This is a genomic window from Pseudomonas sp. NBRC 111139 (assembly GCF_001753955.1).
Classification (GTDB): Bacteria; Pseudomonadota; Gammaproteobacteria; order Pseudomonadales; family Pseudomonadaceae; genus Aquipseudomonas; species Aquipseudomonas alloputida.
This window is the reverse complement of record NZ_BCBP01000087.1, coordinates 1-21,883: the sequence shown is the minus strand read 5'-3', so window position 1 is coordinate 21,883 and position 21,883 is coordinate 1. Positions and strand designations below refer to the sequence as shown.

17 protein-coding genes and 1 pseudogene are annotated in these 21,883 nt (G+C 62.3%); 6 read left to right on the top strand and 12 right to left on the bottom strand.

Annotated elements, in window-relative coordinates:
- Positions 1 to 241: 241 nt before the first annotated feature.
- The 3 genes from BJQ17_RS26770 (at position 242) to BJQ17_RS26760 (ending at position 5,830) form a co-directional block, all read left to right on the top strand.
- The gene (locus tag BJQ17_RS26770; protein ID WP_004577123.1) at positions 242 to 2,047 is read left to right on the top strand and encodes a phenylacyl-CoA dehydrogenase; all 1,806 of its coding nucleotides are present in this window, start codon (positions 242 to 244) and stop codon (positions 2,045 to 2,047) included.
- Positions 2,048 to 2,643: 596 nt separating this feature from the next.
- Positions 2,644 to 3,927 carry a diguanylate cyclase gene (locus tag BJQ17_RS26765; protein ID WP_003255601.1) on the top strand — a complete coding sequence of 428 codons (1,284 nt, stop codon included), beginning with the start codon at positions 2,644 to 2,646 and terminating at the stop codon, positions 3,925 to 3,927.
- A gap of 124 nt (positions 3,928 to 4,051) precedes the next feature.
- Positions 4,052 to 5,830, top strand: a complete 1,779-nt coding sequence (locus BJQ17_RS26760) for an acyl-CoA dehydrogenase C-terminal domain-containing protein (RefSeq protein WP_003255600.1) — start codon at positions 4,052 to 4,054, stop codon at positions 5,828 to 5,830.
- Between the two features lie 361 nt (positions 5,831 to 6,191).
- Here the strand turns inward: BJQ17_RS26760 and BJQ17_RS26755 are convergent, their stop codons facing one another.
- On the bottom strand, positions 6,192 to 7,115 hold the full coding sequence (locus BJQ17_RS26755) for a LysR family transcriptional regulator (protein ID WP_070096866.1): 924 nt from the start codon (positions 7,113 to 7,115) through the stop codon (positions 6,192 to 6,194).
- A gap of 211 nt (positions 7,116 to 7,326) precedes the next feature.
- Here BJQ17_RS26755 and BJQ17_RS26750 point away from each other — a divergent pair, with 211 nt between their 5' ends.
- Together BJQ17_RS26750 and BJQ17_RS26745 are read left to right on the top strand one after the other, a co-directional pair.
- Positions 7,327 to 8,607, top strand: coding sequence for an aspartate aminotransferase family protein (locus tag BJQ17_RS26750; RefSeq protein ID WP_070096865.1), 1,281 nt, complete (start codon positions 7,327 to 7,329; stop codon positions 8,605 to 8,607).
- Between the two features lie 147 nt (positions 8,608 to 8,754).
- Positions 8,755 to 8,913, top strand: a complete 159-nt coding sequence (locus BJQ17_RS26745; RefSeq protein WP_009681539.1) for a YqaE/Pmp3 family membrane protein — start codon at positions 8,755 to 8,757, stop codon at positions 8,911 to 8,913.
- A gap of 62 nt (positions 8,914 to 8,975) precedes the next feature.
- On the opposite strand, the gene BJQ17_RS26740 is transcribed toward BJQ17_RS26745, so the two are convergent.
- From BJQ17_RS26740 to BJQ17_RS26700, 10 genes are all read right to left on the bottom strand, one after another.
- Complete coding sequence (locus tag BJQ17_RS26740; protein ID WP_070096864.1) at positions 8,976 to 10,799, bottom strand: S9 family peptidase; 1,824 nt, start codon at positions 10,797 to 10,799, stop codon at positions 8,976 to 8,978.
- Positions 10,765 to 11,925: a pyrroloquinoline quinone biosynthesis protein PqqE gene (gene pqqE / locus BJQ17_RS26735; RefSeq protein ID WP_014860209.1), complete on the bottom strand. Its 1,161-nt coding sequence runs from the start codon at positions 11,923 to 11,925 to the stop codon at positions 10,765 to 10,767. Before pqqE ends, BJQ17_RS26740 begins: the two co-directional genes overlap by 35 nt.
- Complete coding sequence (gene pqqD / locus BJQ17_RS26730) at positions 11,897 to 12,172, bottom strand: pyrroloquinoline quinone biosynthesis peptide chaperone PqqD (RefSeq protein ID WP_003255595.1); 276 nt, start codon at positions 12,170 to 12,172, stop codon at positions 11,897 to 11,899. The genes pqqE and pqqD overlap by 29 nt, the downstream gene beginning before the upstream one ends.
- Entirely contained in the window at positions 12,169 to 12,924 is a 756-nt protein-coding gene (gene pqqC, locus BJQ17_RS26725) for a pyrroloquinoline-quinone synthase PqqC (protein ID WP_003255592.1), read from the bottom strand. The genes pqqD and pqqC overlap by 4 nt, the downstream gene beginning before the upstream one ends.
- Positions 12,925 to 13,086: 162 nt before the next feature.
- The gene (pqqB, locus tag BJQ17_RS26720) at positions 13,087 to 13,998 is read right to left on the bottom strand and encodes a pyrroloquinoline quinone biosynthesis protein PqqB (RefSeq protein ID WP_070096863.1); all 912 of its coding nucleotides are present in this window, start codon (positions 13,996 to 13,998) and stop codon (positions 13,087 to 13,089) included.
- Positions 13,999 to 14,076: 78 nt separating this feature from the next.
- A complete protein-coding gene (gene pqqA, locus BJQ17_RS30605; protein WP_003243383.1) occupies positions 14,077 to 14,148 on the bottom strand; it encodes a pyrroloquinoline quinone precursor peptide PqqA in 72 nt (23 codons plus the stop codon).
- Positions 14,149 to 14,307: 159 nt separating this feature from the next.
- Positions 14,308 to 16,608: a pyrroloquinoline quinone biosynthesis protein PqqF gene (gene pqqF, locus BJQ17_RS26715; protein ID WP_070096862.1), complete on the bottom strand. Its 2,301-nt coding sequence runs from the start codon at positions 16,606 to 16,608 to the stop codon at positions 14,308 to 14,310.
- A gap of 140 nt (positions 16,609 to 16,748) precedes the next feature.
- The gene (locus BJQ17_RS26710; protein ID WP_003255587.1) at positions 16,749 to 17,543 is read right to left on the bottom strand and encodes a carbon-nitrogen hydrolase family protein; all 795 of its coding nucleotides are present in this window, start codon (positions 17,541 to 17,543) and stop codon (positions 16,749 to 16,751) included.
- A 14-nt stretch (positions 17,544 to 17,557) separates the two neighbouring features.
- Entirely contained in the window at positions 17,558 to 19,240 is a 1,683-nt protein-coding gene (locus BJQ17_RS26705; protein ID WP_003255585.1) for an NAD(P)/FAD-dependent oxidoreductase, read from the bottom strand.
- Positions 19,241 to 19,579: 339 nt separating this feature from the next.
- A complete protein-coding gene (locus BJQ17_RS26700) occupies positions 19,580 to 20,041 on the bottom strand; it encodes an Lrp/AsnC family transcriptional regulator (protein WP_003255583.1) in 462 nt (153 codons plus the stop codon).
- A 187-nt stretch (positions 20,042 to 20,228) separates the two neighbouring features.
- Here BJQ17_RS26700 and BJQ17_RS26695 point away from each other — a divergent pair, with 187 nt between their 5' ends.
- The gene (locus BJQ17_RS26695; RefSeq protein ID WP_070096861.1) at positions 20,229 to 20,783 is read left to right on the top strand and encodes a serine acetyltransferase; all 555 of its coding nucleotides are present in this window, start codon (positions 20,229 to 20,231) and stop codon (positions 20,781 to 20,783) included.
- Between the two features lie 394 nt (positions 20,784 to 21,177).
- Here the strand turns inward: BJQ17_RS26695 and BJQ17_RS32315 are convergent.
- Positions 21,178 to 21,294: pseudogene (locus BJQ17_RS32315) on the bottom strand (site-specific integrase); the annotation flags it as partial.
- Positions 21,295 to 21,883: the final 589 nt, after the last annotated feature.

Sequence of the window (21,883 nt, the reverse complement as noted above, 5' to 3'; positions counted from 1 at the left end):
CTTGCCCGCGAATGCGTCCGATCAGACAACAATTTTGTCTGGTCGGGCCTCTTCGCGGGCAAGCCCGCTCCTACAAGGGTTTGTGCCATGGGATGACTGATTTGCCATTTTTCGTGGCGTAAATGGCACCATAGTCCATCCTTGACAGAAAGCTGAGCTAAACGTAAGTTTCAAACAACTGTTTGATCGGCTTCCGCCAAGCGCGGGTCACCCCACAGAACTCACCTAGAGGTTCATCGCAATGCCTGACTACAAAGCCCCCTTGCGTGATATCCGCTTCGTTCGCGACGAGCTGCTTGGCTATGAGGCGCACTATCAGAGCCTGCCGGGCTGCCAGGACGCCACGCCCGACATGGTCGACGCGATCCTTGAAGAAGGCGCGAAGTTCTGTGAGCAGGTGTTGTCGCCGCTGAACCGCGTGGGTGACCAGGAAGGCTGCACCTGGAGCGAATCGGGGGTGAAAACCCCAACCGGCTTCAAGGAAGCCTACCAGCAGTTCGTCGAAGGCGGCTGGCCGAGCCTGGCACATGACGTCGAGCATGGCGGCCAAGGCCTGCCAGAGTCGCTGGGCCTGGCCCTGAGCGAAATGGTCGGTGGCTCGAACTGGTCGTGGGGTATGTACCCAGGCCTGTCGCATGGCGCGATGAACACTATTTCTGCGCATGGCACTGCCGAGCAGCAGCACACCTACCTGACCAAGCTGGTGTCCGGCGAGTGGACCGGCACCATGTGCCTGACCGAACCGCACTGCGGCACCGACCTGGGCATGCTGCGCACCAAGGCCGAGCCACAGGCCGACGGCAGCTACAAAGTGTCGGGCACCAAGATCTTCATTTCGGCCGGTGAGCACGACATGGCCGACAACATTGTCCATATCGTCCTGGCCCGCCTGCCGGACGCACCGGCCGGCACCAAGGGTATTTCACTGTTCATCGTGCCGAAGTTCCTGCCCAACGCCGATGGCGGTGTGGGCGAGCGCAACGGCGTGAGCTGCGGCTCGATCGAACACAAGATGGGCATCCACGGTAACGCCACCTGCGTCATGAACTTCGATGCGGCCACCGGCTACCTGATCGGCCCAGCCAACAAAGGCCTGAACTGCATGTTCACCTTCATGAACACTGCTCGCCTGGGTACCGCGCTGCAAGGCCTGGCCCACGCCGAGGTGGCGTTCCAGGGTGGCCTGAAGTACGCCCGTGAGCGCCTGCAGATGCGTTCCCTGACCGGCCCGAAAGCACCGGACAAGGCCGCTGACCCGATCATCGTCCACCCGGACGTACGGCGCATGCTGCTGACCATGAAGGCCTTCGCCGAAGGCAATCGCGCGATGGTGTACTTCACTGCCAAGCAGGTGGACATCGTCAAGTACAGCCAGGACGAAGAAGAGCGCAAGAAGGCTGACGCCCTGCTGGCGTTCCTGACCCCGATCGCCAAGGCTTTCATGACCGAAGTCGGTTTCGAAGCCGCCAACCACGGCGTACAGATCTACGGTGGCCATGGCTTCATCGCCGAATGGGGCATGGAGCAGAACGTGCGCGACAGCCGTATCTCCATGCTGTACGAAGGCACTACCGGTATTCAGGCCCTCGACCTGCTCGGTCGCAAAGTGCTGATGACTCAGGGCGAAGCACTGAAGGGCTTCACCAAGATCGTGCACAAGTTCTGCCAGGCGCAGGAAGGTAACGAAGCGGTCAAGGAGTTCGTCGAACCGCTGGCGGCCATCAACAAGGAGTGGGGCGAGCTGACCATGAAAGTGGGCATGGCTGCCATGAAGGACCGTGAAGAAGTGGGTGCGGCTTCGGTCGATTACCTGATGTACTCCGGCTATGCCTGCCTGGCTTACTTCTGGGCCGACATCGCCCGCCTGGCCGCCGAGAAACTGGCAGCCGGTACCAGCGAGGAGGCGTTCTACACCGCCAAGCTGCAGACTGCCCGCTTCTACTTCCAGCGCATCCTGCCACGTACCCGTACCCATGTGGCGACCATGCTGTCGGGTGCCAACAACCTGATGGCGATGGACGAAGAGCACTTCGGCCTGTCGTACTGATACTGGCGCTGTACCCAAAACCCGCCTGCCCTGACCGGGAGGCGGGTTTTTTTACGTCTTCAGGTTCAGCGTGGTCCCTCGTAGGAGCGGGTTCACCCGCGAAGAGGCCGGGCCTGCTGGCCAATCTCCATCAGCCGTTCACCGTTGCCGGCGCTACCGTATTCGCGGGTAAACCCGCTCCTACCACGGTGGAGGACACACATCAGGGGTTGGACACAGGCCGTCGTGTTGGAGCGGGTTTACCCGCGAAGAGGCCGTGCCTGCTGGCCAATCTCCATCAGCCGTTCACCGTTGCCGGCGCTACCGTATTCGCGGGTAAACCCGCTCCTACCACGGTGGAGGACACACATCAGGGGTTGGACACAGGCCGTCGTGTAGGAGCGGGTTCACCCGCGAAGAGGCCGTACCTGCTGGCCAATCTCCATCAGCCGTTCACCGTTGCCGGCGCTACCGTATTCGCGGGTAAACCCGCTCCTACAAGGCTCGCGTGGCGGCCGGAAGTTCGGTCATCCAACCGCAAATTCAACTGTTCCAGTGCACTGCCGATGAAGTGAGGGCACAATGCCATTATTGATCTGCCGGGTTGGAGATTACCCTTGTTTCGTTTTAACGCTGTTCGCGCAAGCCACTTCCTGCCGTCGCTGTTCTTGTTGCTGGCAGGGCTCGCCGCAGCCTATGTGAGAGACCTCAGCGTCTTTTTCACATCGCTGTTCAATGTCCTGCCTACCTTGGTTCTACTGCTGGGCGGCGCCTACTGCGCGGTTTACCGCCGCCAGCGTGAGCTGTTCCTGATGCTGACGGTGTACATCGCCTACTTCCTGCTCGATACCCAGACCGACTTCTACCGTGACCATGGCCGCGTGCGTGAGGACGCCGCGGTGATCTTCCACCTGGTCTGCCTGTTGCTGCCGGCGCTGTTCGGGCTGTACGGCGCCTGGCAGGAGCGCACGCACCTGCTGCAGGACCTGGTCGCCCGCGGTGCCGTACTGTTTGCCGTGGGCAGTGTGGCGGTGGCCCTCCAGCAAAGCTACCCCGAGGCGTTGCTGACCTGGTTGGCGGAGATCCGCTGGCCGGCTTTGCATGGCCACTGGATGAGCCTGATCCAGATGGTCTACCCACTGTTCCTGGGTGTGTTCATTCTGCTGGTGGTGCAGTACCTGCGTGCACCCCGGCCGCTGCACGCTGCGCAGTTGATCGGCCTGCTGGGCATTTTCTGGATGCTGCCGCAAACCTTCATCCTGCCGTTTACCTTGAACATCATGTGCAGCCAGGTAATGTTGATGATCGCCGCAGCCGTGGCGCACGAGGCTTATCAGATGGCCTTCCGTGACGAGCTGACTGGCCTGCCGGGGCGTCGTGCGCTGAACGAGCGCATGCAGCGCCTGGGGCGTAACTATGTGATCGCCATGACCGATGTCGACCACTTCAAGAAATTCAACGACACCCACGGCCACGATGTCGGTGACCAGGTGCTGCGGTTGGTCGCCAGCCGCTTGTCCAAGGTCACCGGCGGTGGCCGCGCCTACCGTTATGGCGGGGAGGAGTTCGCCCTGGTGTTCGCCGGCAAGACTGCCGCGGAATGCGTGCCGCATGTGGAAGCCGTGCGTGAAGTGATCGCCAATTACGTGATGCACCTGCGCGATCAGCACAACCGCCCGCAGGACGATACCGCCGGGCGCCAGCGCCGGGCGGGCAGCGCCGGCGGCACGGTCTCGGTCACCATCAGTATCGGCGTGGCCGAGCGCCAGGCCGATCATCGAAACCCCGAGGCGGTGCTGAAATCCGCCGACCAGGCGCTTTACAGTGCCAAAGGCGCGGGGCGAAATTGTGTCATGGTGCATGGGCGACAATCACAGCGTGGGGCAGTGCGCACGGCGTGACCAGGCGAGACTATACAGTCGATTGATGACCCTATGTCTCGCAAAAGTTGTTCGGTTACACTGCCAGTAACCCCAGTGTCGCGGTTCCCCGAGACCGCCCCGACCCGACTAGCGAGAGGTTGTCATGGCTGACTATAAAGCGCCCCTGCGCGACATGCGCTTCGTACTGAATGAAGTCTTCAACGTGGCCGAGCAGTGGACGCAGTTGCCCGGGCTGGCCGAGGTTGTCGATGCCGACACGGCCATGGCCGTGCTGGAAGAAGCCGGCAAGGTCACCGCCAAGACCATTGCGCCGCTCAGCCGCGCCGCCGACGAAGAGGGCTGCCACTGGGACAACGGCGCGGTGCGGACCCCGGCCGGTTTCATTGAAGCCTACAACACCTACGCCGAAGGCGGCTGGGTGGGCGTGGGCGGCGACCCGCTGTTCGGCGGTATGGGCATGCCCAAGGCCATCTCGGCCCAGGTCGAGGAAATGGTCAACGCGTCCAGCCTGGCTTTCGGCCTGTACCCGATGCTGACGGCCGGCGCCTGTCTGTCGATCAACGCCCACGCCAGCGAGGCCTTGAAGGAAAAATACCTTCCGAACATGTATGCCGGCGTTTGGGCCGGCTCCATGTGCCTGACCGAGCCGCATGCCGGTACTGACCTGGGCATCATCCGCACCAAGGCCGAGCCCCAGGCGGATGGCAGCTACAAGGTCAGCGGTACCAAGATTTTCATCACGGGTGGCGAACACGACCTGACCGAGAACATCATCCATCTGGTGCTGGCCAAGTTGCCGGATGCACCGGCGGGGCCGAAAGGTATTTCGCTGTTCCTGGTGCCGAAATTCCTGGTCAATGAAGACGGTAGCCTCGGCGCGCGGAACCCGGCCACTTGCGGCTCGATCGAGCACAAAATGGGCATCCAGGCCTCGGCTACCTGTGTGATGAACTTCGACGAAGCTGTCGGCTACATCGTCGGTGAGCCGAACAAAGGCCTGGCGGCCATGTTCACCATGATGAACTACGAGCGCCTGGGCGTTGGCATTCAAGGCCTGGCGTCGGCCGAGCGCTCCTACCAGAACGCCGTGGAGTACGCCCGCGATCGCCTGCAAAGCCGTGCCCCGGCCGGCCCACAAGCCAAGGACAAGGCTGCCGACCCGATCATCGTCCACCCGGACGTGCGTCGCATGCTGTTGACCATGAAGGCGCTGATCGAAGGTGGCCGCGCATTCTCCACTTATGTGGCCATGCAACTGGACAGTGCCAAGTACAGCGAAGACGCCAGCGTGCGCAAACGCAGCGAAGAGCTGGTGGCACTGCTGACGCCGGTGGCGAAGGCCTTCCTCACCGACCTGGGCCTGGAGTGCGCAGTGCACGGCCAGCAGGTATTTGGCGGGCATGGTTACATTCGTGAGTGGGGGCAGGAGCAGTTGGTGCGCGACGTGCGCATTACCCAGATCTACGAAGGTACCAATGGCATCCAGGCCCTCGACCTGATGGGGCGTAAAGTGGTGGCCAGCGGCGGGGCATACTACAAGCTGTTCTCTGACGAGATTCGTCAGTTCATTACCGGTGCAGGCAGCGAACTGGACGAATTCGCCAAGCCACTGGGCGCTTCGCTCGATCAGCTCGATGGGTTGACCGAGTGGGTACTGCAGCAGGCCAAGGGCAACCCGAATGAAATTGGCGCAGCTTCGGTCGAGTACCTGCATGCCTTTGGCTATGTTGCCTATGGCTACATGTGGGCACTGATGGCGCGGGCGGCCCAGGCGGGCGAGGGGGATGCGCCGTTCTATTCGGGCAAGCTGGGTACGGCGCGGTTCTACTTCGCGCGGTTGCTGCCACGGGTGGATTCGCTGGTGGCTTCGGTGAAGGCGGGAAGTGAGTCGCTGTACCTGCTGGATGCCGAGCAGTTCTGATCGATTTTTGGCGCTGCTGCGCAGCCCAATCGCGACGCAAGGCCGCTCCCACAGGTATCGCCTAAGTTTGGATATGTGGGGCCTTGCGTCGCGATTGGGCCGCGAAGCGGCCCCAGCCATCGCATATCTGTGAATGCCCCTTGTGTAAGCTTTTTCCTACACGACGCAGTGACTTTTCACCACTGTTCTAAGATTGGATCCACTGTTAATCTTTACCACATGGACGTTGCGCAGGAAGCGCATAGGACAGATCAAGGATGACGACGAAGGACCACCTGCCAGGATGGCGGGGCGATACGGATGTCACAGGGAAACAGTCTGGAAAACCCCGCTTCGGCGGGGTTTTCTTTATGTGCGTGTTTTAGGCCAGCACATCCAGCGGTGATGCCCCCAGCAGGCGGGCGTCCGTCTCTTCCTCAAGCAATGTGCGCAGCAGCTCTACAGAGGCCTGCTGGCGCTGGGCATCGCGAAATACCAAGCCAACCTTCAATGGCACGCGCGGCTCGCTCAACGGCTTCCACAGCAGCCCCTGATCATCTTCGGCGGCCTCCTTGGCGCGCCCCGGCAGAATGGTAGCCAGCGCCGTGTGCGCGAGGCTATCGAGAATCCCTGCCATATTGTTCATCTCTGCCTGCACCTGCGGCCGTCGGCCTTGGCTGGCCAGCTGCGCCTGCCAGATCTGACGGATCTGGAACTCTTCGCCCAGCATCAGCATGGGCAACTCGGCGGCCTGGCGGATGGACACCTTCTTGAAGTCCTTCAGCGGGTGGGTATTGGGTATGACCAGTTGCAGCTCATCTTCGTACAACAGCAGGCCATGCAGCCCTGGCTGGCGCGGCGGCAAGTAGCTGATGCCGATGTCCAGGTTGCCATTGAGCAGGCGCCGTTCGATCTCTAACCCCGACAACTCGTAAATCTGCACGACCAGGTGAGGTTGAGCCTTGCGCAGCCGTTCAAGCAGTTGCGGTATCAGGCTTGGCCGCACGGTCTGCAATACACCGATAGCCAAGGTGCGCAGCGACTGGCCCTTGAAGTTGCGCATAGCCTCGTGGGCACGCTGCAGGCCGTCGAGCAACGGCAGGGCATGGTTGTACAGGGTGTGGGCGGCCAGGGTCGGCAGCAAGCGTTTGTTGCTGCGCTCGAACAGGCTCAGGTCGAGGCTGTGCTCCAATTGGCGAATCTGCTGGGAAAGCGCCGGCTGTGACAGCGACAGGCGTTCGGCGGCACGGCCTACGTGGCCTTCTTCGTACACCGCGACGAAATAACGCAGTTGGCGGAAATCCATAAGCAACACTTATCGAAAATGCTGGAAAAACGAAATGGTCGAAAACCCTGCTGAAGCCTAGTCTATCGCCGTATTCCAAAGGGTTACAGCGATGATTCGGTCGATTGTTACCCCGGATGAAAAACACTTTTGATAGGAAAGGCAAAATATCGAGTGCCGGCACCAAGACCGCACCGTGGCTGCCCTTTACCGTGATTGGTTGGAGCCCTTGATGAACCTGTTCAACCTGCGCCGCTCGGCTCCTGCCGCCGCCGCCGAGCCCAAGCGTGCGCCGGTGATCGTGCCGCACGCGTCTGAGCTGTCGCCCGAGCGCCTGATGCCCGGCGCCGAACGTGCAGCGCAGGTATTCGTGCGTGGCCAGGGCTCATGGTTGTGGGACAACGAAGGGCATGCCTACCTGGACTTCACTCAGGGCGGTGCGGTCAACAGTTTGGGCCACAGCCCCAGCGTGCTGGTCAAAGCGTTGGGCAACCAGGCTCAGGCGTTGATCAACCCGGGCTCGGGCTTCCACAACCGTGGCCTGCTGGGGCTGGTCAACCGGCTGTGTCAGAGTACCGGCAGTGACCAGGCCTACCTGCTTAACAGCGGTGCCGAGGCCTGTGAAGGGGCGATCAAGCTGGCGCGTAAGTGGGGCCAACTGCACCGCAACGGCGCCTATCACATCATTACTGCCAGCCAAGCCTGCCATGGCCGTAGCCTCGGCGCGCTGTCCGCGTCCGACCCGTTGCCGTGCAATCGCTGCGAACCTGGCCTGCCGGGTTTCAGCAAGGTGCCGTTCAATGACCTCGCGGCGCTGCACGCCGAGGTGGATTCACGCACCGTGGCAATCATGCTCGAGCCGATACAGGGTGAGGCGGGCGTTATTCCCGCTACTCAGGAATACCTCAAGGGCGTGGAAACGCTCTGCCGCGAACTGGGCATCCTGCTGATCCTTGATGAGGTGCAGACCGGTATTGGTCGCTGTGGTGCGCTGCTGGCCGAGGAGCTCTATGGCGTGCGCGCCGACATCATCACCTTGGGCAAGGGCCTGGGGGGCGGCGTGCCGCTGGCCGCCTTGTTGGCAAGGGGCAAGGCATGCTGCGCCGAGCCTGGTGAGCTGGAAGGCAGCCATCACGGCAACGCGCTGATGTGCGCCGCCGGCCTGGCGGTGCTGGACAGCGTGCTGGAACCTGGCTTTTTAGCCCAGGTACAGGACAACGGTCGTCACCTGCGTGAAGGCCTGAGCCGCCTGACCGGGCGCTATGGTCAGGGTGAAGTGCGCGGTCAAGGGCTGCTATGGGCCCTGCAACTGAAAGAAAACCTGGCCCGCGAACTGGTGGCTGCGGCCCTCCATGAAGGCCTGCTGCTCAACGCGCCGCAAGCGGATGTAGTGCGCTTTTCACCGGCGCTGACTGTGAGCAAAGGCAACATCGACGAAATGCTGCTGCGCCTGGCGCGCGCTTTCGCCCGCCTGCATGCCCAGCAGCAGGCCCGTCGCGAAGTGCCGGCGTAGCGGCCTGGCAAAGAATTCAACGAACCGTCTGGCGTTCCTGCGCATCGCCCCTGGCCTGTTTCATTCGGCCCGGGGCGTTTTTTTTTGCCTGTGGAACCTCTACGGCGGGCAGCTAGTCTTTGATGTAACCCTTAAGGAGAGACTCGCATGGACTTTATCCGCATCATCATCGCCATCATCCTGCCGCCGCTGGGGGTGTTCCTGCAGGTCGGGTTTGGTGGGGCGTTCTGGCTTAATATCCTGCTGACCCTGCTGGGGTACATTCCGGGGATCGTGCATGCGGTGTATATCATCGCCAAGCGTTGATACAGGCAGAGATTGGCCCCTGCAGGAGCAGCACAAGGTTGCTCCTGCGGGGGCGCCTGGAACTATTGCACCAACACCCGGCAATAAAATTTCCACTCTTCTTCCAAGGCATGCGCCAGGTTCTCCGCCTTGCGGAACCCATGCCGCTCTCCCGCATAAAAGTGCCCTTCAGCGTCGATCCCGTTGGCCTGCAACGCTGCCAGCATGGACCGCGTCTGTTCCGGCACCACCACTGCATCCAGCTCACCCTGGAAGAAAATCACCGGCACCTTGATGCGCTCTGCATGCAGCAGCGGCGTGCGCTGGCGATAGCGGTCAGCGTCCCGCTGCGGGTCGCCGATCAACCAGTCCAGATAATCACCCTCGAACTTGTGGGTGGCACGGCCCAGGGCTATCGGGTCGCTGACCCCGTACAGGCTGGCGCCGGCGCGAAACACGTCTTGGAACGCCAAAGCGCACAGGGTGGTGTAGCCCCCGGCGCTGCCGCCGCGGATGAACGCCTTGCGTTTGTCGACCACGCCCTGAGCTGCCAGGTATTCGACTACCGCGCAGGCATCGGCCACATCGCTCTCGCCCCAGCGCTGGTGCAGTGCCTGGCGGTATTCCCGACCATAGCCGGTGCTGCCCCGGTAGTTGAGGTCGGCCACGGCAAAGCCGCGCTGGGTCCAATACTGGATACGCGGGTCGAGCACGGGATAACAGGCTGAGGTTGGCCCGCCGTGGATGAACACCACCAGCGGTGCGGCGCCTTGCGGCTGCGCTGGCGGGTAGAAGAAACCATGGGCCTGCTCGCCGCCACTGTCGTAATGGATCGGCTGCGGCAGGCTGATTTGCCCTGCCGGCAGCATTTCGGCACCACCGGCCAGCACGCGTACTTCATGGTTGCTGCGGTCAATGGCAATGACTGCCGGGGGGCTGATGGGCGACGCGGCGATGGCATACAGGTGTTCGCTGTCCATGGCCAGGCTGCGAAAGCGTGTGTAGGCACTGGCGAAACGCTCCATACGGCCATCTTCACCACGCAGCCCCAATTGCCCGAAGCCGTCTTCGAACCAGCTGGCCAGGTAGCTTTGCGAGCCCAGTGCCAACCAGGTACAGGTGCCCAATTGCCAAGGCGCAGCAGCATGGTCTGCCGGTGCGGCAGGCAACACCTGCCATAGGCCATCGACCTCACCCCAGGGTTGCCAGAAACCATTGCGGTCGGACAGGCAGTAGAGCCGACCTTCGGCATCGAAGCGTGGTTGTTGCAGCGATTCTTCTGCGGCGGCTACACATTGCGCCGGCCCCCAGTGGCCGCTGGCATCGCGCGCGCGATACATCAGCCGGGTGACGGTCCAGGGCTGCGCCGGGCGGTCCCATTCGATCCACGCCAGGCGCTGGCCATCGGCACTGACAGCAGGCGAGGCATAGAAGTCGGCGCCCTCGGCGAGCACCTGGCGGCTGCTGTTTCCCAGAGCGACCAGGCGGTGCTCTACCTGCTCGGCATGGCGCTCTTCGACGGCCAGCACCTGGCCGTCGTGCCACTGCACATCGCCGTAGCGGCAGCTGACATCGTGAGTCAGCGCACGCGGTAGCGAATCGTCCAGCGGCTGAGTGTAGACCTGCTGGTCCTTTTCGTTGACGAACACCAGCCCGTCGCCACCCAGGCAGAAGCTGCCGCCGCCATACTCATAAACCCGGCTGCGTACGCTGAAGCCGTCCGGAGTCAGGCAGCGGGCCTGGTAGTGCAGCCAGTGCCAGATACGGCACGCTCCATCGGCCGGGCGGAATTCGTTCCAGAACAGCCCGTCGGCACTGACCTTGAGTTCGGCGAAGTCGGTGCCGGCGGCAACCGCCTGGGCCGCGCTGAACTCAGCCGCGGGCGATGACACGGGAGTTTCGATCATTGCGGAAGGTCATCTGTTCGATCGCGAGCTGGGCGGTTTCTGCCTCCTCGCGGGCCTTGAGGATGATGCCGTGCTCGGTCGATTTGGCGCACACCGGGTCTGCGTTGCTGGCATCGCCGGTCAGCATGAAGGCCTGGCAGCGACAGCCGCCGAAGTCCTTTTCTTTCTCGTCGCAGGAGCGGCAAGGTTCGCGCATCCACTCATAGCCACGGAAGCGGTTGAAACCGAACGACTCATACCAGATATGGTGCAAGTCGTGGTCGCGTACATTCGGAAACTGCACGGGCAGCTGGCGGGCGCCGTGGCAGGGCAAGGCGGTACCGTCCGGGGTGATGGTGAGGAACAGGTTGCCCCAGCCGTTCATGCAGGCCTTGGGGCGCTCTTCGTAGTAGTCAGGGGTAACGAAAATCAGCTTGCACGGGTTGCCCTCGGCCTTGAGCTTGTCCCGGTATTCGTTGGTGATACGTTCTGCCCGCTCGAGCTGCGCGCGGGTTGGCAGCAGCCCAAGGCGGTTGAGGTGCGCCCAGCCATAGAACTGGCACGTGGCGAGTTCGACAAAGTCGGCCTCAAGGGCAATGCACAACTCGATGATGCGGTCGATCTTGTCGATGTTGTGCCGATGGGTGACGAAGTTGAGCACCATCGGGTAGCCATGGGCTTTTACCGCGCGGGCCATTTCCAGCTTCTGTGCAAAAGCCTTTTTCGAGCCGGCCAGCAGGTTGTTCACCTGCTCGTCGCTGGCCTGGAAGCTGATCTGGATATGGTCCAGGCCAGCCTTTTTGAAGTCGGCGATGCGCGCCTCGGTCAGGCCAATGCCCGAGGTGATCAGGTTGGTGTAGTAACCCAGGCGGCGGGCCTCTGCGATCAGCTGGGCAAGGTCCTGGCGTACCAGCGGTTCACCGCCGGAAAAGCCGATTTGTGCGGCACCCATTTCCCGCGCTTCAGCCATGACCTTGAACCACTGTTCGGTGCTCAGCTCTTGGCCCTGGGCGGCGAAGTCCAGCGGGTTGGAGCAATACGGGCACTGCAGCGGGCAGCGGTAGGTCAGCTCGGCCAGCAGCCACAGCGGCAGGCCGACCTCGGGCGTAGGTGGCAACTCAGGCGAGGACGATCCAGTGTTCGGCACGGGCCACCTCCATGAACTGCTCGATGTCATCGGCCACTTCCGGGACATCGGGGAATTGCTGTTCGAGTTCGCTGATAATCGCTGCCACATCACGCTGGCCGTCGATCAGGCCACCGATCAGGCTCGCGCTGTCGTTGAGCTTGATCATGCCTTCGGGGTACAGCAACACATGGCCCTTTTGCGCCGGCTCGTACTGGAAGCGGTAGCCGGGGCGCCAGTTCGGCACTTGGTTACGGTCGAAACTCATAGGGTGATTCCCTTGTGCCACACCCGTTCCTGGGTGACGGAGTGATAGGGTGGGCGGTTCAGTTCGTAGGCCATGCTCATGGCGTCGAGCATACTCCAGAGGATATCCAGCTTGAACTGCAGTATCTCCAGCATACGCTCCTGGCCCGCACGGGTGGTGTAGTGCTGCAGGGTAATCGCCAGGCCGTGTTCCACATCGCGTCGAGCCTGGCCCAGGCGGGTACGGAAATACTCATAGCCGGCGGGGTCGATCCACGGGTAGTGCTGCGGCCAGCTGTCCAGGCGTGACTGGTGGATTTGTGGGGCGAACAGCTCGGTCAGCGAGCTGCTGGCGGCTTCCTGCCAGCTGGCGCGGCGGGCAAAGTTGACGTAGGCGTCCACGGCAAAGCGCACGCCAGGCAATACCAGCTCTTGCGAGCGCAATTGGTCCGGGTCCAGCCCGACAGCCTGGCCCAGGCGCAGCCAGGCTTCGATGCCGCCATCCTCGCCGGGCGCACCATCGTGGTCGAGCAGGCGCTGGATCCACTCGCGGCGCACTTCGCGGTCCGGGCAGTTGGCCAGGATCGCGGCATCCTTCATCGGGATGTTGACCTGGTAGTAGAAGCGGTTGGCTACCCAGCCCTGGATCTGCTCGCGGGTGGCGCGCCCCTGGTACATCGCCACGTGGTACGGGTGATGGATGTGGTAATAGGCGCCCTTGGCGCGCAGGGCCTGCTCGAATTCGGCAGGGGACATTGGCAGTGCGTCGCTCATTCGGCTGGCTCCTGTAGAACGATTATCTGGCCGGGCACATCCCTCTCCCTTGTGGGAGCGGGCGTGCCCGCGAACACCGGCGAAGCCGGTGCCATGGACCGTGTTGGCTTTTTCGCGGGCATGCCCGCTCCCACAGGGTCTGGTGTCGCCTCACAGACTTTTTTACAACGCGATGCTCATGCCATCGAAGGCAACTTCGACGCCCCGGCGCAGGACTTCGGCGCGCTCGGGTGAGTCTTCGTCGAGAATCGGGTTGGTGTTGTTGATGTGGATAAGTACCTTGCGCTGGCGCGGGAAGCCGTCGAGCACTTCCAGCATGCCGCCAGGGCCGTTCTGGGCCAGGTGGCCCATCTCGCGGCCGGTGCGGGTGCCCACGCCACGGCGCTGCATTTCGTCGTCTTCCCACAGGGTGCCGTCGACCAGCAGGCAGTCGGCACCGTGCATCATCGCCAGCAGCTTTTCGTCTACCTGGCCCAGGCCCGGGGCGTAGAACAGCTTGCCGCCGGTGCGGGTGTCTTCGACCATCAAACCCAGGTTATCGCCCGGGTGCGGGTCGAAGCGGTGCGGGGAGTAGGGCGGCGCGGCGCTGCGCAGGGGGAAGGGGGTGAACTTGAGGTTGGGGCAGGCGTCGATCACGAAGCTGCCTTCCAGCTCGATACGGTTCCACTGCAAGCCACCGTTCCAGTGGCTGAGCATGTTGAACAGCGGGAAACCGGTGGTCAGGTCCTGGTGGACCATGTCCGTGCACCACACCTGATGTGGGCAGCCTTCGCGCAGGCTGAGCAGGCCGGTGGTGTGGTCAATCTGGCTGTCCAGCAGGACGATGGCGTCGATACCGGTGTCGCGCAGTGCCCGGGCCGGCTGCATCGGCGCAAAGGCCTGCAGTTGGGCGCGGATGTCGGGCGAGGCATTGCACAATATCCAGTGCACACCGTCGTCGGACAGGGCGATGGATGACTGGGTGCGCGCCGTGGCTTTCAGGGTGCCATCACGGTAGCCCTTGCAGTTGACGCAGTTGCAGTTCCACTGCGGGAACCCGCCACCGGCGGCGGAGCCGAGAACCTGGATGTACATGGCCACTCTCTATGCAGAAACCGGATCTGAAAAACGAAAACGCCCCGGCAGGCCGAGGCGTGAAACCCTAAGCCTGGCTTAGCGGTTAGCGAAGTACATGGTGACTTCGAAGCCGATACGCAGGTCAGTGTATGCAGGTTTGGTCCACATGGAATTACTCCTTCCGAATGAGGGTTGGGTTGTTCAGCTACTACTTGGGTACCGCCATGCGTTGGCAGTTCCGTGAAAACGGGATTGCGCTATCTTACAAGAAAAATTTGAACCGGAAGGTTAATTATTCGAGAAGCGCCGTTGCAGTTCGCGTAATAATCATCGATCTTCACCCTGCCAGGAAGTGTCTGGCGCGGCAGCGTTGGCCAAACATAGCCAAGCGGAACCTGGGTCGAGCAGGTCGCTCAGCAGGTGGTCCAGATCCGTCTGCCGCGTAGTCAGGATAGACCTGCGCAGTACATCCAGCCTATCGGCTTGTGTGCCCAAGTGTGTCTGCCACGCCCATTCGGCGACATCGGCATTGGCCATGGCGGGTTCGTCGAATTGCCCGGCCAACGCCTGGCGAGCGGCCGGGTCAAGGGTGACGCCATGGCGCAGCAGGCTGAGCAGGTGGTCGAGCACCTGTGCCTGACCGGTGTTGGGGGACTGCACACCGAACAGCAGCCCACCGACCCCCTCGACCTGACGAAAGGCGCTGAACACCGCGTAGCCGAGTTGCAAGTCTACCCGCAGGCGCTGGTAAACCGGCCCTTGCAGCAATTGGGCTAACAGGCGGCCTGCGGCCTCTTTTGCTGCCGGCAACGGGCAGAACAGCAGCAGGGCATGTTCGCTGCCTGGCACTTGGGCATGCTGCCAGCGGTGGTTGGCCCATGATGGCAGGGGCCCCGGCCGCGAGCCTTGCCCAGGGCACTGCAACAGCGCGGCGCCCAAGGCGTTTAGCGCGGTATCCTCGAAACCTGCAGCCATGCCATGCCACTCGGTGTGCAGCCACAGGCTGTCGAGCTGCTGCTGGGTCAGCGTGCAGGCAGGCACCGCTGCGGGCAGGCTACCCCGTACCGCGTCTGGCAGTTGCTTGAGCAGTGCCCTGATGGGGATCAGGGCCGGGGGCTGCGCCGTGTCGGGCAGCCAGCAACTGGCAGGTGGCTTGAGCATCAAGGCCAAGGCTTGTTCCACTGCCCGCAGCACTGCTGCTGGCAGGCCGGCGCAGCGCAACTGCCAGTATTCTCCGGCGCTGCTGTACTGCAGTTGCACGGAGGCGCGGTCACAGCGTTCCTGCAGTGGTGCCAGGGCCAGTTCCAGCACACGCTGTAGCTGCTGGCGCAAAGGCGAAGGTACATACCAGCGCAGGTACAGCGCAGCGTATTGGCGCGCGGGCGGGAGCTGGTCACTGATCTTCAGCGCTGCCGGCAGCGGCTGCGCCTTGGCATGGGGCAGGTCAGCCTTCAGCAATGGATCGACTGGCAAAAGCTGCCAATCGCCATGGTCGCCACCTGGCAGGCTTTCCAGCAGGGCGCCAAGCGCCTGCAACCCTTGGGCATCCAGCTTGGCGAACGGCTGGCCTGTGCTGTCCCGGCGGGCCAGCTCGAGCGCGCTGGCACTGTGCGCACGGCTGTGCTGCAACAGGCCGAATTGGTGGTTCAACTGTTCGCGGTCGGCCTGGCGGATGAACCTGAACCAACCTTGCAGCAGGGCGCTGGCTTCGTCCGGGCAAGCGTCGGCACTGAGCTTCAGGTCAAGGTGCCACAGCAGCTGACCGGCGAACGCATACAGCCTTTCGGCCGTGAAACGTTGTAGCCAGCCACGCTCGCGAAGCGCGCCCAGCCAGGTACCTGGGCGGCTGTCCTCCAGGTAAGCGATCAGCAGTTCCAGGGCGTGCTCGGCACCACTGGGGAGGCTTTGGTGCGTGAAGGTCAAAGCGCTAGCCATTGCTGGCAGTGGCGGCGGCAGCATTTGCGGCACGCGCTCACCTGCGGCGAACAGTTCGGCATGCTGCCGGGCAAGGCGTTCAAGTTCATCCAGCGGCTGCGGACCGCAAAGGCTCAGGCAGATCTGGCCGCCTTGGTAGAAGCGCTGATGAAAGCCCGCAAGCGCTTGCTGGAAGGCCGCATCGTGCAAGGCCAGGGTGTATCGATTGCCAGCATGAAAAGCGCCCAGTGGATGCTTGGCTGACACTGACTGCAGCAAGGCGAACTGCTGTTGGGCCGATGGATTGCGCGACCAGGCGATGAATTCGGCATGGATCACTTCGCGTTCACGGCGTTGGCGTTCGATGCCCAGATCCGGTTCTGCCAGCATTTGGCACAGGCGCTCGAGACCGCCACCGAGCGTGTTGGGGGGCACCTCGAAGAAAAAGTCGGTGGCGCGTTCCCGGGTGCTGGCGTTGACCTGGCCGCCCAGGGCTTGCACGTAGCGCATCAGTCCGTCTTCCAGCGGGAAGCGCGGGGTACCGAGGAAGAACAGGTGTTCGAGGAAGTGCGCCAGACCGGGCCATTTGGCAGGCGCGTCGTGGCTGCCCGCGTGCACCCGCAGTGCGGCGGCCGAGCGCTTGAGGCGCGGGGCGTGGCGCAGGGTCAGCTGCAAGCCGTTGGCGAGGGTGAGGTGGCGGATGGCGTCAGGCATGGGGGCTCCGGTGGCTGCTTTCCATGCTAACCGATTTGTTCGCAGGCCCGGCCTTTTCGCGGGTAGGGCGCCGGTATGAAAGGCAGCGCAGACCCCGTGGGAGCGGGCGTGCCCGCGAATGGGCCGCATAGCGGCCCTTGTCAGCCTTTACGCAGGTGCAGCTCCTGGCGCAAATCGGTCAGGTAGGGAAACGCCGTGCGCCCCTGCACCACCCGCTCATGTTCAAGCTCTGCCAACAACTGGCACTCATCCCGCCCGGCCATGGCCAGCAAGCTGCCATCCGGGCCGATGATGCTGCTCTGCCCGCAATACTCAATCTCGTCTTCCGCACCGCAGTAGTTGGCATATACCAGGTAGCACTGGTTTTCCTGCGCCCGCGCTCTCACGGTCACCTGGCAGGTAAAGTCGTACGGCGTCATGTTCGCCGTCGGCACCAGGATCAGCTCGGCGCCATCCAGCGCCAGGCGTCGGGCGTTCTCCGGGAACTCGATGTCGTAGCAGATCAGCAGGCCAACCTTCCAGCCTTCCAGTTCCACCACCGGGAAGTGGTCGGCACCTGGGCTGAACATCGAGCGGTCCAGTTCACCGAACAGGTGCGTCTTGCGGTAATTGCTCAGGCTGCGGCCATGCGCATCGATCAACTGCACGCTGTTGTAGATCGCCCCGTCGTCACCGCGCTCCGGGTAGCCATAGACAATGGCGATGCGGTGCGCCTGGGCGATCTCTACCACGGTCATGGCTGCCGGGCCATCGGCGGCCTCGGCCAGGCGCTCGACCTGGGCCAGGCCGATGTTGTAGCCGGTCAGGAACATCTCCGGGCACACCAGCAACTGTGCGCCGCGTTCGGCTGCCAGCTGCGCCTGGTGGCGCAGCCGTTGCAGGTTGCCGGGCACATCCAGTGGCTTGGGTGCGCCCTGGTACAGAGCGATGCGCATGGTGCCTCCTTGTCTCAATCCGCCAGGGCGATCGGGCCGATTTCGTTGAACACATCGCCCGGGCCGGGGTTGTCGGGGTGGGTGTGGCCACCAAAGTGGTTCATGATACCCCACACTGCATTCAGCGACGTCTGCACCGCGCCTTCAACCCAGGCGGGGGTCCATGACACGTCGTCACCGGCAATGAAGATACCGCGCTGCTCTGCCGGCATGTCCTGCTGCATGAAGTGCGCGTACATGCGCTGGTTGTAGCGGTAATGGCCCGGAAGCGCGCCTTTGAAGGCGCCGAGGAAGTACGGGTCGGCCTCCCAGGAAACCGTGATCGGGTCGCCGATGATGTGGCCGGCGATATCGGTCTTCGGGTAGATCTTCTTCAGCGCATCCAGGGCCAGTTGTACGCGCTTCTCCACCGGGTGCGGCAGCATCTTCAGCGCGTCGCTCATCCACGAGTATGACAGGCAGATCACCCCGGGCTTGTCGTTGCCGTTGTCGAACAGGTAAGTGCCGCGGGTGAGGCGATCGGTGAGGGTCATGCTCAGCAGGTCACGGCCGGTTTCCGGGTCCTTGTCCTTCCAGAACGGGCGGTCGACCATGACGAAGGTTTTCGACGACTGCATGTAGCGGGTACGGTCCAGGGCCATCCACATCTTTTGCGAGAACAGCGATTCTTCGCAGTCGATCTGGGTGGTCAGCAACCAGGTCTGGCAGGTGGCGAGTACTGCGCTGTAGTGGCGGGTATCGCCCCAGTTGTCGGTGACCGCCAAGCGGCCATCGGCGGCGCGGGCAATGCGCTTGACACCGGTACGCGGTGCGCCGCCATGCAGCGTGCTCAGGCTGGTGCCCTCTGGCCAATGCACGCAGCGTTCCGGTACGTGGCGCCAGATGCCTTGTGGCACTTGTTCCACGCCCCCGACCACCAGGTGCTGGTGGTCGTCGCAATTGGTCATCACCACGCGGAAGATTTCCAGCATCGAGTTGGGGAAGTCCGAGTCCCAACCGCCGGTGCCGAAACCGACCTGGCCGAACACTTCGCGGTGCTGGAAGCTCAGCTTGGCAAAAGAGCGCGAGGTGGCGACGAAGTCGTAGAAGGTGCGGTCGTCCCACAGCGGCACCAGCTTGTTCCAAAGTTCCTTCAGGCGCGGTACATCACGGTCGCGGATGGCCTGCTGGATATCGGCGAACTGCGCACCGCTCTCCAGCGCATCGGCCCAGGCGTCGGCTACCTCATGAAACAGTTGTGGCAGGTCGGTGGGCTTCTCGGCGTAGTAGGTCTGGCCTTCCAGGTCGATCACCGTGCTGCCCGAAGCCGGGGTCAGCGGGTTGGGGAAGGGCTTGGTTTCCAGGCCCAGCTTGTCGACGTAGTGGTAGAAGGCGGTGGACGACACCGGGAAGCGCATGCCACCCAGCTCGGCAACGATCCCGTCAGTGCCATTGAAGGCTTGCGAGCGCAGCCGGCCGCCCAGCTTGGAAGCCTCGTACACCACCGGCTTGAGGCCCAGCTTCATCAGCTCGTAGGCCGCTACCAGGCCGGCGATACCGGCACCGACAATGGCCACCTCTTCCCCATGGCGCTCAGCCGGAATGCTGCCCAGGCCTGCCGGGTGTTCCAGCCAGTCGTCGAAAGCAAAAGGGAAGTCCGGGCCGAAAATGGTGATCGGCTTCTTGCCGTCGGCGGGGTGGCGGTTCTTCTTGTTCATGAAATGACCTTGCCAGAGAGGCTGCGCGAGGAGCGGAGCCTGAGTATAGGAGATGCCCGGCTGTCATTTTAGGGAGTGAGGTGTTCGTTATTAAGGTGCAGAGTGCTGTCTGAATGTAGTTAGTTTCGTCGTAATGATTAGGTTAATGTTCATTAAGACGAGGCAGGCGGTCGAGGTAATTCAAAAAACACCTTGGCCCTTTGTAGGCGCGTGTTCACCCGCAAATGCGTCGGTAGATTCTCTGCCCTATTCGCGGGTAAACCCGCTCCTACAACCGGCTCCTGCCGCGAAATCTAGAACTGACCCACGCCCGCTAACCTCACCCGAGCGCCAGTCCGTTCAAAGCGGCTGTCCACGGTCCACCTTGCTGCTGAGAATGATCGACGTGGTGGTTTTCTCCACCCCGTCGACACTGCCAATCTGGTCGAGCAACTGATCCAGCTGCTCGGGCGAGTCCGTACGCAGCCAGGCCACATAGTCGAATTCGCCGCTTACCGCACACAGCTGCTGCACCTGGCCCATGGCACTCAGGCGCCGCACCACGTCCTTGCCGGAGCGTGGCTGCACCTTGATCCCGACATACGCCTGCAACCCGCCGCCTATCACACTCTGGCCCAGGCGTACGCCATAGCCGGAGATAACCTTGTTTTTCTCCAGCCGCTCCAGGCGCGAATTGACGGTGGTGCGGGCGATGCCCAACTGGCGGGCGAGGGTGGCGACGCTTTCGCGGGCGTTGATCTGCAGCAGGGCGATCAGCTGGCGATCGATTTCATCCAGCGTGATGGAGCGGGAATCCGACATGGCGAGTCTCTACGGTTGGCCCGCTAGCCTAGCCAGCCTGTGCCAATCAGGGCAAGGCCAGGTACAGTCGATCACCGTTGACGGCGTCGGCTTGGCACTTTGGGTTAGAACGGCCGCGCATGTCCGAAGGCTGCGTCTTCGACACTAATTCGGCATGATGAAGTGCTAGTTCAACGGGAACCTCAGCGTGAACCTCGACCACCTGCTCGAATGCTGGCGACTGGAAGTCTCCAACAAGAAAAGGCCCGGACGCCCGATCAGCCTGCTGTTCAACGTGCTGCGCCGCGCACGCAAGGACAACAAACTGCGTTTCCTCTTCGCCTATCGCCTGGCCCAGTACCTCAACGCCCGCGGCGGCCTTGCCCGGCGTCACGCCCGGCGCATGCAACAGCGGCTCAACCTCAAGTATGGTGTGGACATCGACATCGGCGCCCAGATTGCCCCTGCCCTGCGCATCGCGCACCTGCCGGGGGTGGTGATTACCCGGTATGTGAGCATCGGGCGCAACTTCTTCATCCGGCAGAACTGCTCGATCGGCATCAAGACCCTGGGGTTGCAGGAGTACGCACTGCGCATTGGTGACAACGTGAGCATGGGCGCCAACAGTTGCATCGTTGCTGATCGCATCGACATTGGCGATGACGTGGTGATTGGCGCGATGTCGTTGGTTACGCGGGATATTCCGCCTGGCATGACCTTCTACAACCCACGGCAGGTCGAGATGCGTCCGGGAGGGGATTAACCAACAGCGGTACATTTGCGGACGTTGGCAGAGGGGGTGGTGGAGCAGGCTGGGAGGGTTCTTATGGGGTTGCCCATGGTTGATGGCCTCGCCCGATGGACTGGATCGTGCAGTGGTGCGGCCGTCTTCATTTATCCCCAGGCGCCGCGCCAGTGATGAGCGCACCGAACGAATACGCAAAAGGCTTGAGGCAGTTGGCTCTGTAGCCAGCTTCTTGGCGTCCGTTGTCACGGGGCAGGCCCAGGTTCATTCATAGGCTTACTCATCTGTGAGCCGATTAGCGAGCATATTCGGCTCATTTTGTGAGCTGATAATGGCGGCTATTCGGCTCATTGTCTGATCCTCAAGCTAGGGTGTTTGGCTTGAAGTATCGATAGGGCACCTTTCCGCGATTATCGGCGTGCTGGTTAGTCGGCTTCCTGGTGGGGCTGATTTCGCTGAGATGGTGTTTCAGCGCCACTTCCAAGGTCATGCGCTCGGCGCCGCTGCGCTGGATGTACACGCCCCGAACATTTATTTCTTGCGGGCATGAAAAAGCCGCGCAGTGCGCGGCTCGTAAGCTGGTGGGCCCACACGGACTCGAACCGTGGACCAAAGGATTATGAGTTGCTGGGCTAGGCTGGATGCCTAGCGAAACCACCCAAAGCTGGGCGAAGGTTACCATGGCTGAAGGCTACGTAAAACGTGGGGTTGAGCGTAATTTAGAGAATATGCTCCGAACTGAGTACTGTACCGGGACTGTACTGATTGTCCGAAGACAGGCTTGAGCGCACGTTTGTACCTGTATGCCGGGTCGAGCTGGCTGGCTAGGGCATGCGTCGTGAGAAAGCTGAGAAAAAATTCGCCATTAGCGAATTTTTTCTTGCATTAAGCGAACTCATCCATTACTATTTTTGTGCGGTTGATGATTTATCTCGATTGTGTTTGACAGCTCTCTAAGGCTGTCGTGGAGGATTAAAACCCTCTGTCCCCCGTGCCTGCGCGGATCGGTGCCCTTGGGTTACCACGTTCCCGTCAGGGCTGTGCGTCGTCGAGACCCGACGCCCAGTGGCTCTTAGGGGGGGGAAAGGCGTTGTTCGTACATCATCACTTTGTGCCTT

What these genes read in the sequence shown, in the direction of transcription:
- BJQ17_RS26705 (WP_003255585.1), bottom strand. Translation starts at nt 19,240, where the DNA reads ATGAACAAGAAGAACCGCCACCCCGCCGACGGCAAGAAGCCGATCACC.
- BJQ17_RS26700 (WP_003255583.1), bottom strand. Translation starts at nt 20,041, where the DNA reads ATGTCGGATTCCCGCTCCATCACGCTGGATGAAATCGATCGCCAGCTG.
- BJQ17_RS26755 (WP_070096866.1), bottom strand. Translation starts at nt 7,115, where the DNA reads ATGGATTTCCGCCAACTGCGTTATTTCGTCGCGGTGTACGAAGAAGGC.
- BJQ17_RS26750 (WP_070096865.1), top strand. Translation starts at nt 7,327, where the DNA reads ATGAACCTGTTCAACCTGCGCCGCTCGGCTCCTGCCGCCGCCGCCGAG.
- pqqB (WP_070096863.1), bottom strand. Translation starts at nt 13,998, where the DNA reads ATGTACATCCAGGTTCTCGGCTCCGCCGCCGGTGGCGGGTTCCCGCAG.
- pqqD (WP_003255595.1), bottom strand. Translation starts at nt 12,172, where the DNA reads ATGAGTTTCGACCGTAACCAAGTGCCGAACTGGCGCCCCGGCTACCGC.
- pqqC (WP_003255592.1), bottom strand. Translation starts at nt 12,924, where the DNA reads ATGAGCGACGCACTGCCAATGTCCCCTGCCGAATTCGAGCAGGCCCTG.
- BJQ17_RS26740 (WP_070096864.1), bottom strand. Translation starts at nt 10,799, where the DNA reads ATGATCGAAACTCCCGTGTCATCGCCCGCGGCTGAGTTCAGCGCGGCC.
- BJQ17_RS26745 (WP_009681539.1), top strand. Translation starts at nt 8,755, where the DNA reads ATGGACTTTATCCGCATCATCATCGCCATCATCCTGCCGCCGCTGGGG.
- pqqF (WP_070096862.1), bottom strand. Translation starts at nt 16,608, where the DNA reads ATGCCTGACGCCATCCGCCACCTCACCCTCGCCAACGGCTTGCAGCTG.
- BJQ17_RS26760 (WP_003255600.1), top strand. Translation starts at nt 4,052, where the DNA reads ATGGCTGACTATAAAGCGCCCCTGCGCGACATGCGCTTCGTACTGAAT.
- BJQ17_RS26770 (WP_004577123.1), top strand. Translation starts at nt 242, where the DNA reads ATGCCTGACTACAAAGCCCCCTTGCGTGATATCCGCTTCGTTCGCGAC.
- BJQ17_RS26710 (WP_003255587.1), bottom strand. Translation starts at nt 17,543, where the DNA reads ATGCGCATCGCTCTGTACCAGGGCGCACCCAAGCCACTGGATGTGCCC.